Source organism: Kluyvera georgiana ATCC 51603 (assembly GCF_001654985.1).
Taxonomy (GTDB): Bacteria; Pseudomonadota; Gammaproteobacteria; order Enterobacterales; family Enterobacteriaceae; genus Kluyvera; species Kluyvera georgiana.
The window spans coordinates 1-12,216 of the sequence record NZ_LXEU01000100.1; the positions used below are offsets into that span (position 1 = coordinate 1).

General features: G+C 50.6%; 22 protein-coding genes. 4 read left to right on the forward strand and 18 right to left on the reverse strand.

What is annotated here, in order from left to right:
* Positions 1-291 precede the first annotated feature (291 nt).
* The 9 genes from M989_RS22980 to M989_RS23015 all read right to left on the reverse strand — a co-directional run bounded on the left by M989_RS22980 (position 292) and on the right by M989_RS23015 (position 6,073).
* On the reverse strand, positions 292-561 hold the full coding sequence (locus M989_RS22980; RefSeq protein WP_008786584.1) for a hypothetical protein: 270 nt from the start codon (positions 559-561) through the stop codon (positions 292-294).
* Positions 562-607: 46 nt separating this feature from the next.
* Complete coding sequence (locus M989_RS22985; RefSeq protein ID WP_007372310.1) at positions 608-1,129, reverse strand: hypothetical protein; 522 nt, start codon at positions 1,127-1,129, stop codon at positions 608-610.
* 455 nt (positions 1,130-1,584) lie between these two features.
* Entirely contained in the window at positions 1,585-1,836 is a 252-nt protein-coding gene (locus M989_RS22990; protein ID WP_024196080.1) for a hypothetical protein, read from the reverse strand.
* Positions 1,837-2,257: 421 nt separating this feature from the next.
* A complete protein-coding gene (locus tag M989_RS22995; RefSeq protein WP_007372307.1) occupies positions 2,258-3,100 on the reverse strand; it encodes an HNH endonuclease signature motif containing protein in 843 nt (280 codons plus the stop codon).
* A 567-nt stretch (positions 3,101-3,667) separates the two neighbouring features.
* Positions 3,668-3,832 carry a hypothetical protein gene (locus M989_RS25950; protein ID WP_007372306.1) on the reverse strand — a complete coding sequence of 55 codons (165 nt, stop codon included), beginning with the start codon at positions 3,830-3,832 and terminating at the stop codon, positions 3,668-3,670.
* Positions 3,833-4,118: 286 nt separating this feature from the next.
* Positions 4,119-4,562: a hypothetical protein gene (locus tag M989_RS23000; RefSeq protein WP_007372305.1), complete on the reverse strand. Its 444-nt coding sequence runs from the start codon at positions 4,560-4,562 to the stop codon at positions 4,119-4,121.
* 59 nt (positions 4,563-4,621) lie between these two features.
* On the reverse strand, positions 4,622-4,900 hold the full coding sequence (locus M989_RS23005; RefSeq protein WP_007372304.1) for a hypothetical protein: 279 nt from the start codon (positions 4,898-4,900) through the stop codon (positions 4,622-4,624).
* The gene (locus M989_RS23010; protein WP_007372303.1) at positions 4,872-5,714 is read right to left on the reverse strand and encodes a hypothetical protein; all 843 of its coding nucleotides are present in this window, start codon (positions 5,712-5,714) and stop codon (positions 4,872-4,874) included. The genes M989_RS23005 and M989_RS23010 overlap by 29 nt, the downstream gene beginning before the upstream one ends.
* 41 nt (positions 5,715-5,755) lie before the next feature.
* Positions 5,756-6,073 (reverse strand): hypothetical protein, encoded by a 318-nt coding sequence (locus tag M989_RS23015; RefSeq protein WP_016241555.1) that lies wholly within the window; start codon positions 6,071-6,073, stop codon positions 5,756-5,758.
* 154 nt (positions 6,074-6,227) lie between these two features.
* Between M989_RS23015 and parS the strand changes: the two genes are divergently transcribed.
* The 3 genes from parS to M989_RS23030 are packed head-to-tail and all read left to right on the forward strand — an operon-like array spanning position 6,228 to position 7,397.
* Positions 6,228-6,668: a type II RES/Xre toxin-antitoxin system antitoxin gene (gene parS, locus M989_RS23020; protein WP_007372301.1), complete on the forward strand. Its 441-nt coding sequence runs from the start codon at positions 6,228-6,230 to the stop codon at positions 6,666-6,668.
* Positions 6,665-7,123 carry an RES family NAD+ phosphorylase gene (locus tag M989_RS23025; RefSeq protein ID WP_008786589.1) on the forward strand — a complete coding sequence of 153 codons (459 nt, stop codon included), beginning with the start codon at positions 6,665-6,667 and terminating at the stop codon, positions 7,121-7,123. Before parS ends, M989_RS23025 begins: the two co-directional genes overlap by 4 nt.
* 43 nt (positions 7,124-7,166) lie before the next feature.
* Positions 7,167-7,397 (forward strand): hypothetical protein, encoded by a 231-nt coding sequence (locus tag M989_RS23030; protein WP_007372299.1) that lies wholly within the window; start codon positions 7,167-7,169, stop codon positions 7,395-7,397.
* Positions 7,398-7,464: 67 nt separating this feature from the next.
* Here the strand turns inward: M989_RS23030 and M989_RS23035 are convergent, their stop codons facing one another.
* From M989_RS23035 to M989_RS23050, 4 genes are all read right to left on the reverse strand, one after another.
* Positions 7,465-7,731, reverse strand: coding sequence for a hypothetical protein (locus tag M989_RS23035; RefSeq protein ID WP_007372298.1), 267 nt, complete (start codon positions 7,729-7,731; stop codon positions 7,465-7,467).
* 49 nt (positions 7,732-7,780) lie between these two features.
* The gene (locus M989_RS23040) at positions 7,781-8,335 is read right to left on the reverse strand and encodes a hypothetical protein (RefSeq protein ID WP_007372297.1); all 555 of its coding nucleotides are present in this window, start codon (positions 8,333-8,335) and stop codon (positions 7,781-7,783) included.
* Between the two features lie 158 nt (positions 8,336-8,493).
* Positions 8,494-8,835 carry a hypothetical protein gene (locus tag M989_RS23045; protein WP_007372296.1) on the reverse strand — a complete coding sequence of 114 codons (342 nt, stop codon included), beginning with the start codon at positions 8,833-8,835 and terminating at the stop codon, positions 8,494-8,496.
* Positions 8,836-8,953: 118 nt separating this feature from the next.
* Positions 8,954-9,397: a hypothetical protein gene (locus M989_RS23050; protein ID WP_007372295.1), complete on the reverse strand. Its 444-nt coding sequence runs from the start codon at positions 9,395-9,397 to the stop codon at positions 8,954-8,956.
* Between the two features lie 237 nt (positions 9,398-9,634).
* On the opposite strand from M989_RS23050, the gene M989_RS23055 reads away from it, so the two are divergent.
* Positions 9,635-9,973: a hypothetical protein gene (locus M989_RS23055; RefSeq protein WP_007372294.1), complete on the forward strand. Its 339-nt coding sequence runs from the start codon at positions 9,635-9,637 to the stop codon at positions 9,971-9,973.
* 95 nt (positions 9,974-10,068) lie between these two features.
* Here the strand turns inward: M989_RS23055 and M989_RS26110 are convergent, their stop codons facing one another.
* The 5 genes from M989_RS26110 to M989_RS23075 form a co-directional block, all read right to left on the reverse strand.
* Positions 10,069-10,284, reverse strand: a complete 216-nt coding sequence (locus tag M989_RS26110; RefSeq protein WP_139156956.1) for a hypothetical protein — start codon at positions 10,282-10,284, stop codon at positions 10,069-10,071.
* A gap of 51 nt (positions 10,285-10,335) precedes the next feature.
* A complete protein-coding gene (locus tag M989_RS23060; protein WP_007372293.1) occupies positions 10,336-10,662 on the reverse strand; it encodes a hypothetical protein in 327 nt (108 codons plus the stop codon).
* A gap of 83 nt (positions 10,663-10,745) precedes the next feature.
* Positions 10,746-11,078: a hypothetical protein gene (locus M989_RS23065; protein WP_227547940.1), complete on the reverse strand. Its 333-nt coding sequence runs from the start codon at positions 11,076-11,078 to the stop codon at positions 10,746-10,748.
* A gap of 76 nt (positions 11,079-11,154) precedes the next feature.
* Positions 11,155-11,442 carry a glutaredoxin family protein gene (locus tag M989_RS23070; RefSeq protein ID WP_016241556.1) on the reverse strand — a complete coding sequence of 96 codons (288 nt, stop codon included), beginning with the start codon at positions 11,440-11,442 and terminating at the stop codon, positions 11,155-11,157.
* Between the two features lie 301 nt (positions 11,443-11,743).
* The gene (locus tag M989_RS23075; RefSeq protein WP_007372290.1) at positions 11,744-12,214 is read right to left on the reverse strand and encodes an HAD domain-containing protein; all 471 of its coding nucleotides are present in this window, start codon (positions 12,212-12,214) and stop codon (positions 11,744-11,746) included.
* Positions 12,215-12,216: the final 2 nt, after the last annotated feature.

The window sequence follows — 12,216 nt, forward strand, 5'->3', positions numbered from 1 at the left end:
GTTAAGTGACCCACGGTACGGGCAGAAACCGGAGAGGCTGGCTGGCGATTAAGGGGGTTAAGTGACCCACGGTACGGGCAGAACCCGGAGAGGCTGACTGGCGATTAAGGGTGTTAAGTAATCCACGGGTCGGGCAGAACCCGGAGATGCTGGCTGGCGATTAAGGGGGTTAAGTGACTTAGCGCTGGAGGATACGCCCTGCAACTATTGGTAAATGAATGACAAGGTTTCCCGTAAGACCCATCAAATAAAAAAGCCTCTGAAGTAGAGGCTCTTGGGTATTCGATATAGTTAGGCTAATTCGTCCGGGTCGTTGATGGCACTAACGAAGAACTCCGTGCGGTAATCATTCCCCCATCCCAACCAGACAGAAGGTGAACCCTCCTTTGCCAACGAACGGTCACCCGTCATGCTGTCCGCTTGGACAGGAACTGTCACGCATTCTTTAATAGTATCGGCCTCGGCAACCAGTCCAGTACTCTGGGTTTCAAATCCGGCAATTACGACAACAGCATCAGGGTCGTGTAGCTGAAGCTGGGCGATAAGCTCTTTAACTTTCATAGTGATCCTCTGCGCTAGAATTATCCAATTCTACCACGCTTGATGGTCAGGCGTATAAGTGCTTACTGTACAGCTCGAAAGCTTCATCATGTTCCAAATCGTCCAGGATAACGATATCAGGGCCATGTTCTTTTTTGATTTGTGCGATGTATGAAGCGTATTGAGCCTGGCTTTTGTAGCCCACTGTCCAAAGTCTACCTTCGCGTAAGACGCAGATTTTCTTGCGGTAAACCTTCTTGAAACTTGATTTAGTTTTCCGGTTACGCTCCTCGTCACTGACAAGCTGGTCGATTACTTCAATCAGGTTTGAGTCTATGAGAAATGGCTTGCCATTGTGTTCGCCAAGGCAGATTGGCAGAAGACCCTTCGCATATGATTCGGCCTGGCGGAACAGCTCTTTTTTTCCTGGTTCGAACAGTACGCGAGTTTCGCCACCATGCCCATCATTATCAGCTGTACCTATGCTCAGCCCGTCGAAGAGGACAGTAGCGTTAAAGCAGACTGTTTCCTGGCTCATGCCAGTATAGATTTTGAGGCCTTTCAATTTGATTCTTGTCTGAGTGTTCATTGTGTGTTCCCCGCTTTCTAATTGTGATTCTATTTTCAATCACCTTGAGCAGGTGACGAAGTGATACGGAGAAATAATTGTTGGGTCGCCTGATAGCCGGGCTGGTGGCAGCCGCAACCCTTAGTCAGTACTTCGGGATCGTAGTTCCGAAAAGCCACAACAGTCTCCACAGCGTTTTGGGGGTGTTAACCCCCATACGCTTTGAGACTTTGCCCTAGCGGGCCGCGAATTCGCCTAATCGCCCCGTGAGGGCTCTATTCGAATTTACATGCCGTGCCTGCTTCGCTTGAGAGCGAAGCTTTTGGACGGCGATTGCCCGCGTGGCGGGCAGACATTTTTACGTGCGCATTGCGCACGATTTTCTTCGGTTACATTACAGGGCTGGCTGGGGATTGGCTTATTGCAATATTCTACAACGAAGCTGGGAACGGCTGGCTGGAACGCGAAGATTTAAATCATACTCTATATCGACTGATATCAACGACGGTATCAGCGGGGTCTGTTGCCAGCTTACAGGTCACTTGACCTTCCTGATCCAGCATCAGTGTCGCGGTTAACGGTTCATTTTGAGCATCGATTACAGTGACATTCACGCGTAACCGTGTTGGAAGCATCATCAGAATTCGCGTAGGGCTCTCTGATAATGACACGTTTCTGGCTTGCAGAACCGCTAAAACACTCTTCATTAACTCTGCTTGGTCGATCATATAGTCACATGCCACTGGATGTATTGGGATGAAATCGTGCCTACCGCAGGGCTACACGAAAGATATAAATCAGTATGACATGCGGGCCGGACTCAAACCATCAATTACTGGAACCAGTCCGAAGATAGCGCTCTGGTTTTTATGCTGTTGAATTTACATAGTTGTTATTTAGTGAATTATTCGTACCTTATAATTCACTGATATCACTTAAATTCAAAGTGAACAGGAGAGGATTGGATTAAAAGTCCATAAAATGTGAATTAAAAGTGCGCTAGGAAATGCGATAAACTGATTGATTTGTTTTGATATGGTTTTTATGTGAATTATCGGTGAGTTACTTGTGTGCTACTTATCTCCATGCTGCTATGCCTTTCCAATAAATAGATTGGATAGGGCAGGGAGATGGAAGAGGGGAGAGGGCTTACTCCGCAGGTGATTTCACTTTAAATTCAAGCCATCTTGCCCCGAGCCTGTTTTTATCCAGATTGTAGAACAACGGTTTTATACAGACCCCTTCATACTCAGGGAACTCTATACCGCTGGCGAAGTGAATCTGTAGTGTATCAGGATCAATACCCATCATGTTTGTGTCAAACAGCCTGTGGAATGTTGGTGATAGCAAAATGCCGTTACTGGCGTTATAGCAGCCTGCTACGGATGTTGGTTCAATATGTGCTGCCTCCAGCACACCGTTGAGGTGTTTGCCCGATACCGCGCACAGGCTTCCGAAATTCTTATCCACCAACTCACGGAACTGAGACTGGACATGCACATCGCGAACGCTAACCTCTCGGCGGAAGCTCGGGGAGCGCATACGGATATCTGCATGGGGGAGGTGACCGCGTGGTAATGGCAATACAGCCGGTTGCTCATCCATTACTGGATTCTGCTCCTCGCAGTAGGTGTCCACGGACTCAATCAAACGGGATGTGTCATTACCAAATCGGCGAGTGAACCAGAGCCTGAAGTGAGCCAACCGTGATGCCGGAATTTTGTTACGTGCGTACTCCTGAGCATTCTCCTTTTCGATTTCAGTATTTAGTAAAGCCAGACGGGCCTGAGAAGCACGAATTTCTTCCTGGACTCTGAGATATCCTGCCAGTAGACAAACTTTGGATTCCTGATGTTCAGGCCGTCGCGGATAACCAGATCCTGTTTCAACCACGCCAAAGGCTTTGTACCGGAACATTCGGGGAAAAAGCGTTAATGCCACCCGGTTGTTACGACGAACGAGGGAACGAATCAGATTGGTTATCTTCCTCATGTTCTGAATAGTGCGGGGAGAAAAGAACGCGGCGTATTACCTCTGCTCTATCTATTCCCGACATTATCCCTCTGCGAATGACACCACGGAGGTGAGCATTATGTCTTGCCCCGCTTACTAGGCCGAACTCACGGGACAAACTGACATACTCTTTCAGGAGGTGATGCTTAGGGTCGGTAAACGCCTCTGGAGGAATCACCTGATATGCAACTGACGAAAGTATACGGAAAGTCAGTTCAGATGCTGTCCAGCCCTCACGCCGAAGCCGAATAATTGTTATAACGAGATCATCGATACCAGGCATATCCGGTTCGATATATAGGGACATCAGAGTGTCGTTCATTCCGGGAGGAAGGCTAGCAGAGTGTGACGGGTTGCTCATAGGGTAAGGTACTGATCGGACGTAGAAGAAGCGCTTATGTTACGGAATTCGCTCTGGTGGGTTTTAGCTCCAGTGGCGAACGCTGGAACTACGGGTAAAAAAATCCCCGGTTTACCGGGGAAGTTAACAACTACCTCCAGAAGGGTTGGAGGCAAAGCCGGTTGGGCGACCGGCCACAGGGAATGCTACGGCTTAATGCCGAGTACTACACCGCCATAGACCAGGTACATCACGATGGCGAACAGCATGAAGAAATGGGTTACCGGGTGCGCCAGCGCGGCTGCTGCCGCATTGCTTGCGCTGAGCTTCAGTGAGCCAAAAGAGTGATTACGAACAGCTTGTGCTTTCATGGGTCGCTCCTGATAACGGGTTACATGTTGTGGCTTCTGTATCCAGTATCTGGTGAGTGACTCAGGTGACGAAGAAAACCAGGGCATAAAAAGCCCTGTATTTTCAGAAAGATAATATCGGTTTCGTTTTGTGTTGTGCTTGCTATTCCGGGCATAAAAAAACCGCCTGGTGAACCAGACGGCTTTGGGATAAACAGGCTTTACACAGACAGGTCAGTGGATCATTTAAGTCACTTAACCCCCTTAATCGCCAGTGTATTGCCACCAGCAGTACGTGGTCTAACGCTTAAATATCGTAGCGACCTTCTTTGATTTGCTGGAGCTGTTCAGCCAGCACCTTCGCCAGTGGTTCGGCTTCTTCTTCATCATCAAGATTGTCGATGAGCGTCAGATTCGACTCACCCGCACGGCGGGCATAAACCCCATACGCTCGCTGGCCGGAGATATCGGTGACCGAAGTCTGAGAGTGATCGCAGATGATATTGCCGTGACGGTCTACCGGCCCGAAGCTGATGGCTTCATAATCCGCATCGTGGCCCAATGGTAAATCGCGCAAAACAAACAGGCGTAATGGGAGAACGTCGTACTCAGCACCACATTTTGCTGCCACATCCAGATCGTTAATTTCACGGAGAAAATCTTTCGCTACCACCGAGTCAGAATGCATCCGGTAAATGGTCGATGCGGCCCAGATTGCACCAGCATAAAATTGTGATTCTTCTTTTGTCATTTAGCACCTGCTCTTATTGTCATGGGTATGCCGGTCGAACGGTATCCCCGTGCAGACCGTCAGTAAACGGTTATTTCCTTTGCGCAGCAGTCGCATTGGTATTCGTTGATACCACCAGTTGCGACCCAGTTTATTGCGCCGCAGCGGCAACTCAACAGCTGGCGCATACCAGGAGCAAGTGCCCGCTCTGAAAACGACTCAACCGGGACTTCGCCCGGGTAGTAGTAACCTTTTATCAGCTTGCTGCGTGAATGCCCGTCAGTGTCGGTGTAATGCAGATACACCTTCCGGGTATAAATCATACCCGAGTCAGTGCCGAACTGCGTTTTCAGAAGCATACATATCCTCCAGACGCTGAATACATTGTTGTGCGGCCTTATCAAGTAGTTCAGCCGTGGGTTCATCATAGATGCCACGTACCAGCAGACCAAATATTTCCGGGTCTACAGACAAATCGTACATGCATACGCGAACGCCAAGCGCTGTACGTAGCGCATAGACATGGCGGTTAGGCTTTCCGCCGATACCGGTGACTGACGCGACATTTTCAAAATTACCAGGGTTAACCAGGTTAATCACGGGGCACGATATACACTCAGGGATCCGCTTCAGAGCCACAGCATCCAGATACAGGCTGTGGCCCACTTTCAGGTTTTTTGGCAACGCTTGCAACGGCATGGCTTCGAGGGCCAGATTTTCTTCAAGATGCAGGTTATCCGGCAAAGTGGTAATACGGGTGTTTGACAGCATCATACTGCCAGCTACTTTCAGCGTATCCGGCAGATAGGCGATATCAGTACACATGATGTCCAGAACGCGGCCCACCGTCAGATTTTCCGGCAGATACTTAAGACGTGAAGAATTCGCCATGAGCGTACCGGTAATGGTCAGGTTGTCAGGGAGAGATTCCAGCTCAGAGTAGCTGATAAACAGATTGCGGGCCACCAGCCCGGCAGGGATGCTATGAATGCCCGACAGAATGGTCAGGGTGTTCGTCACGGTCAGATTCGCGGGAATATAGTCGCAGGGAATTGCCGGATCTTCTGGCTCAAGCGTAAACCCGACACGAAGATCGCCTTCAACGATGATTCGTCCGTCCTGAAGGGTAAAGGCCACACCATTCGCTGCCAGTTTATCAATGAAGTCTGTCATATCGGTTTCCTTTTAATGGCCCGACGAGCCGGGCCGGAGGTTCAGAGTTTGCTGACAAAGTTCTGCTGCGTGAACAGGTACATATCGTCCTGCTCATTGAACATGCACAGATTTTCGAGGATGCGCTTTTCAATCCAGACGACCGGCTTTTCACGCATATCCTTCGCGAGCGAAAAGGTGTTTCGCAGCCGGGTAATGCGGTGCTGATCATTGATTGCCTGGTGAATTGCGGCCTTTGACGCTGCCGCCTGCTTTTTTACGTTGTTGCGGGCACACCATAATTCGCCACTAGCGGCTGATGCCCGCGCTGCTGGCTGACGTGAGGAGTCCAGTTGGTCATAACGTAAGAGATTCGGCATGATGCCCCCTGTCATAGTTTTGTCGTTATTGACCTATTATCTGGCAGGTGGGGCTGGTGACGAAGGGCGCTGAGGTTGTCTGATGGTTAAAAGATTGCCGTTAGTGTTCCATATGGTATAATTGAATTACCAAATGGGAGGGCTAGTTATGACGATGAAAGTTTTTTCTCCAGACGTTACCAAAACGAATCAGCACTGCTTATGGCAGGTTGCTGGGCTGGATAATGACGGTATCGCGCTGATGGATAAAATCAATCACGGTCTCGATGGCACAGTAGCTAAGCACATTTCTGAATGGGCTAACATCACGCCGTCTGAGCTGCGCAAAATGTCGGGTATACCTAATACGACGTTTAATCGTAGCATCAAAGACCGTTTCACTGCCGATCAGAGCGAACGTCTGGTGCGCATTATCCGCGTAATTGAACGCGCTGTAGAGCTGTTTGAAGGTGACAAAGAAGCGGCGCACAAATGGCTGAACGAAGCGAACCGTGGTCTGAGCTGGAAATCACCGGCAGAGCTTGTTTCTTCTGAGACAGGTGCGCTTGAAGTGATGCGCCTGATTACGCGTATTGAGCACGGGGTATACTCGTGATCCTTTACCGACTGACCAAGACCCGTTATCTGATGACTGCGTGGTCTGGTCTGGGTGCGAAAGAAACGGGGGGCCGCTGGAACAGCGTAGGCACTGCAATGGTCTACCTGTCTGAAACGGCCAGCCTTACCATGCTTGAAACGCTGGTACACATTCACGCGCCGCAGTTACTGGACGACTTTACACTGCTGAGTCTTGATGTACCGGATGATCAGATCCAGACCTTCGACATGAGCCGTCTCCCTGATAACTGGGCGAGTGAGGATGCTCCTGCTGAGCTGGCGCTCTACGGTGATAACTGGGCTGAAAGCGGTTCTTCTATCGCGCTGCGTATTCCAAGTGCGTTGTCTCCGGTTGAATTTAACTACTTGCTGAATCCGGCACACCCTGAACTCTTTGACCTGATGGCTACGGTTAAGAAAATTCCGTTCCGGTTTGATTCCCGCCTGAAATAACACACAGGCAACTCCCCGGCATTGACGAACTGAGGTGTCTCTGATGATTCAGAAAGCGAAAGTCGCTAAAGCGTTTATCTCTGTAATTGCCTTGTTCGCCTTTGTCTACTGGGGACTTGATCCCGATTCAATTTGTCAGGCAGTTGGTGACGCATCTCAAACCTGCGGTTACTCCGGCAAGAATGGCGATGCGAGTCTGGTTGGTTCCGTGTTTGCTCTGATGCTGACGGTGTTGGCGGGTGCGATGCTTTGGGCGTGGGTCAGGAAAGGCTAATCAGAACTCTTGCAACTCCCTCCGTGATGCCGGGTGACGCTCCTCACTGAGCGCCACCAGTCAGTCATTACAAACGGGTTGATGATTCAATCGCGGGCGGAAGGCTACTATTCAGCGCGTCGAACCCGCCAAATGCCCGGCCCTCTTTTGTCAGCACCAGATGCATCGGCGTTTCGTTGATATTACGGGCGATGTAATCGTTGATGAATGCCCGCGCCTGATCGGCATTTTTAACCTCTGCTGTTTCCGGCATGGAGTTATGGGAACGATTAAAGACGACAGAGACATAATTCCCTTCAATTCTTACCGGGCGAGTCGATACGGTGAGTTTCATGGTCATTTTCCTGTAGTGAGTGTTGTGTGTATTGGTGTTCTGCCACTATCTACTGCAACGTTGCGGCCACAGGGCGAAGAATTGCTATCGCCTTTGATAACGCCTGCCGCTCACCACCATCAAGGATTCTGACTGCTTCTACGCAAGCCGCTTCTGCTGTATCAGCACGTTCTACCAACGTCCTGACGGTATTTTCATATGATCCGCAATCAGGCTCCTGATTGCTGTCTTCGCTCAGCGTGTTCCATGACTCAGTGAGGTTAACTGCAACAGCGACCAATTGGTCAGTGCTGATATCACCTTTTACGCAACGGCAGGCCACTTCAGCGCCCAGACGTTCAGCAATGTCGTAGTACCAGACTCCCGGTTCTTCAGATGCCTGATACGCAGGTTCGCAGGCTTTACAGATCTGCTCTGCGGCATCCAACATCCAGTGAGCACATTCAATTTCGCCACCAGCCAGCGTTTCACAGATCATTGTCTGTACGCTGTCACAGTTGAAGGTGAGGGGGATAGGATTAGCCACTGATAATGCGGTCAGACGGGAGACTTCATGCTGGAAGCCCTGAAACATGAACATGGCGCAGATAGCTGGATTTAACATGGTAGACCCCTGTAGTTATGTGTGTTGTTCGTTTTGTTTACATAACCAGTTAACCACGCTCCCCGCAGGTGACGAAGGCTTTCGGGGCAGAAAATTCACAAAAAAAACCGACCATTAAGGCCGGTTATGATCTGGAGTATATGGGGCTGAAAACCGCGTTATGCCTTCACTTTCGCCATAAACAGCTGCATGGTTTCTTCAGCAAGCGGAGTGCCAACCTGCTCAAGAACATACTCCGCGACATGCGGGGTGAGAATGAAGTCGATAAACTCCGGCAAGGACATGCTGTTCAGGCTCGGTAGCTGTCTGGACAGTGCATTCTGGTAATTTTCCACTTCACCCAGTTTGCGCTCGGGCCAGCCCACCAGCTCAGGGTGCTTTTCCTTAAGTGCGAGGCCGCGCTCCGGGAAACTGTTACTGATGGGGTGTCTGGCGAGGGTGGGGATCAGGAGATTCGCCAGAAAATCCACTTTCTCGTAATCAAGACAGACAGAATTCATATAGGTTTACCTCTTGCCACTGGCTATGATGTTCGCTTGCTATCTGGAAAACTCTACCAAAGCGGCTGGCGATATCTCATTGAAAACGCCAGCAGAATGCGGTCATTTCCAGCAGGAGTTACCCCATCTGATAACTGTCATAAGATGCCCCGCAGGCTTCCACCAGCGCATCCAGATCACCGGTAAACTCTCTGGCCCGCTTCATCAATGCACGGTGTAATTCCGCTGGTGGAATGTCATCGCTACTCTTCGCCGGGTATTCAACACTGAACGCGATGGTAAACGCATGGCTATACCACGGCCCGGCATTCTGGTTTTCAAAGCGGGCCATCAGCTGGCTTTCGGTTGTATCGGTAGCAAATGTATCGAGGTGGACGACATCGACCGGCACGTTGAGTGCCCCGGCAGTGGTTGATGCCAGCTGCCGGGCTTCGTCTCCTCGCTCTGGTGGTGCGCAGTAGAGACATTTCCCGTTCAGTACCACCAGCGTCTGACCGTAGGTCGTACTGACGATACTCACGGTGTTAGCCGGTTGCGGGTGTGTGGTTGCAGTGTGCTGCATGGTGTTCTCCATTAGGTCACTCACATGGCAACCAGCTTACCCGGCACAATTCAGCTGACGAAATCAGGACGGACTGGTGTATATCGTTCGCAAAATAAAGATATTTTTTATCATCAGCACCGGTAGTTACGGGGCAAATTGCAGGTATCCGGTACAATGGTGATATGAAGGGCATTACATGCAGAATCGTGTGGCCCGGCAGACGGATACCGAATATCAGCAGAAGGAACCAGGACAATGCAGGAACTCGACTTTGACCATATCCAGATAAACCTGAACCCGCGAGCGTGTGCTGTCACACCTATCCCGGAAGACCTGAAAAGGGAGCTGGCTTATCTGGGCGCTATCGCAGAGAGAAAGAAATTCGCGGCAAGCCTGATTGTTAATCTCTACAACCCGGACGTTTGCGGGGCGAATATGTACAAACTCACGGCCTATTGCCGTAACGAGTCATGCGATACCCTTCGCGATGGCATGATGACCCTGATACAGCTTTGTGCATACATGGAGTCACATGAGATCTATGGCGAGACGTTTGTCAAAAAGCTGATTAAACAATGGGAGTTTCGTAAGTAGTCTGCTGCTTCAAAATACCTTTCTGACAGGGCGCTATGTGCGCCCTTTTATTTTAAAAAAACGGGAAGGTCTTGCCCGGGTATTACCTGCTATTTTCAACTACCAAACCACAACGGCAGAAGAAAATTGACCAGTCGAAGCAATTCGACCAGGAGTTCGACATACAGGAAATGGAAGTCTTTCATAACAGTCTCTTCATATAATTGGCTCGACAAAATCGTTGCATCACGACGATCGCAGGTGTGAGGTTTGTTTTCTTCGTGGGGGTTGTCAGCTATCACGACATTGAGGCAGGCAAGCGCAGGTGTCACAGTTTCGGGTATATTTTATGCTGGTGGGGTGACCACCAGCTGCGGGTATAGTTACTTAATGGTTTTCAGGAGGGTGAACTTGGTTTTGCACCGGGTGCATTGCGCTTTCAGAGACCCGGAGCGCACCTGTTTCAGTTTCCCGGCGCACTGGGTACAGGCTACGTCCTTCACACGTTGTGCCATTCGCTCATCCACAGCGAGTGTTTTGGTCGGGTTATGCTTACGCTTGGGAGCCTTCAAAAGCCCCAGCGCCCGCAACGTGGCTTTGTACTCCCGGGTGATCCATTGACCGTCGCGCTCATAGTGCAGGCCATCCCCCATCATATCGCCAAGCTGTATCAGCCGCTGATGCAGCACTTTTTCTTCTTCAGGACTCATATACCGTGCTCTCTTTAAATTATTGAGACGGAACCGAGCCGATTGATACCTCATATGAGGCCACCAGCGTCTTTACTGGCGTTTCAACGAAGCTGACGCTCTGCTGAGTAGAGTCGAATGAGAATCGCGTCCAGCGCCCCACAGAGCGCGATCCTGAAGCTTTCGCTATGACCGTCCCGTTCGCGCATCTCCAGAAGGGCATCCAGCTCGTTATCGTCAATCGGCAGTGGCCCGGAACAGAAGGTTTTCACCATGTCAGAGGTGTCAGGGTTTATACCTGCAATGCGCAGGATATCGGGAACCTCAGACCGGTAGATCACCGGTCGGCCTGATGGCGGTGTCCACGTTATCGGCTCTATCTTCAGTTGCGGTAAGCCAGCACCGGCGAGGGCGTTATTCAGATCGTCTATAAGCACGACATCCGCTCCTGAAGGAGGATGTACGCCGAGGGCCGCAGGGATTTCGACAGAGATATTGTGCATGGCGTTTACCTCAGTGAAGGACGTGATTAACCAGCGACGGGGGGATATCGAGTGACCCGACACTCCAGCCATTGGCAGTTGTCGCAATAAGATCTGGCCGGAACCCACCCCAACCCGTCACACGGCCCGAATCGTTGACCACCACCACCAGCGGCGCACCGGTATTTTGTGTCAGGCGAACGAGATCTGCGTTGTCCACCAGCGGGATCTCATTCACGTCCACCCCAGCCAGAGAAAAGCGGGTAAGCGTCATGCGACATTTCGGACAATCAGGGGCAGTAAACACAGTAATTTTCATTGGGATAGCCTGGTGTATACGGGATATATTCATTATCCCAGCTTTCCGCTTCTGACGAAGCGTTGCGCGGGTAATCAGAGCGTAAGCAGGTAAGATATTGTTGGGGCCATCCTGCAACATCAGTTGCGCCAGTTGCCTGGCTATTCGTCGCTCTCTCCATTAGAGAAAATAAACCAAATAAGCAGAACGCCTCCGACCCACATTCCAACAAAGAGGCAAATACCGATCAGGTCATAGACGTATTGTGGGATTTCATTCATAACGCATCCTCATTAATAATTTGTATTCAGCCTTAAACCGGTCATTTCATTAACCGAATCCGGTCTATCAAAGCGCTACCCTGCGTTGCATTCAGCCCCTCGTGCCGGTGAGTCAGGAACAGGGCAGGGCAGTCAGTTGGAAAGAGTCGAGCGGTATCGTCCACGAAGGTGTAATGCTGTAGGCCGAACCGTTTAACGACCGCCATGCATTCGTGATAACGCACGTGGTTATTCACCAGCCCATCCAGATCGGGATTGAGTCCAGCAATCCGATCGCGTATACCCGCAGGGAAATGACTCAGCACCATCTCCCGGGGTACGCCGGTACGCCAGTTTGTGGAAAGGATAATTCCCGTCTGCGGGCATTGCGTCAGCACGTGATCCAGCACAGGCATAAACTCCAGTGACCCGTTTTCCGCCCGGTGGAGTACACCGTCGATGTCCAGGAAAATCCAGTGACGACGGGCATCTATTTCCAGCCAGAACTCGCCCGCAGAGCGCCGGGTCGACATAC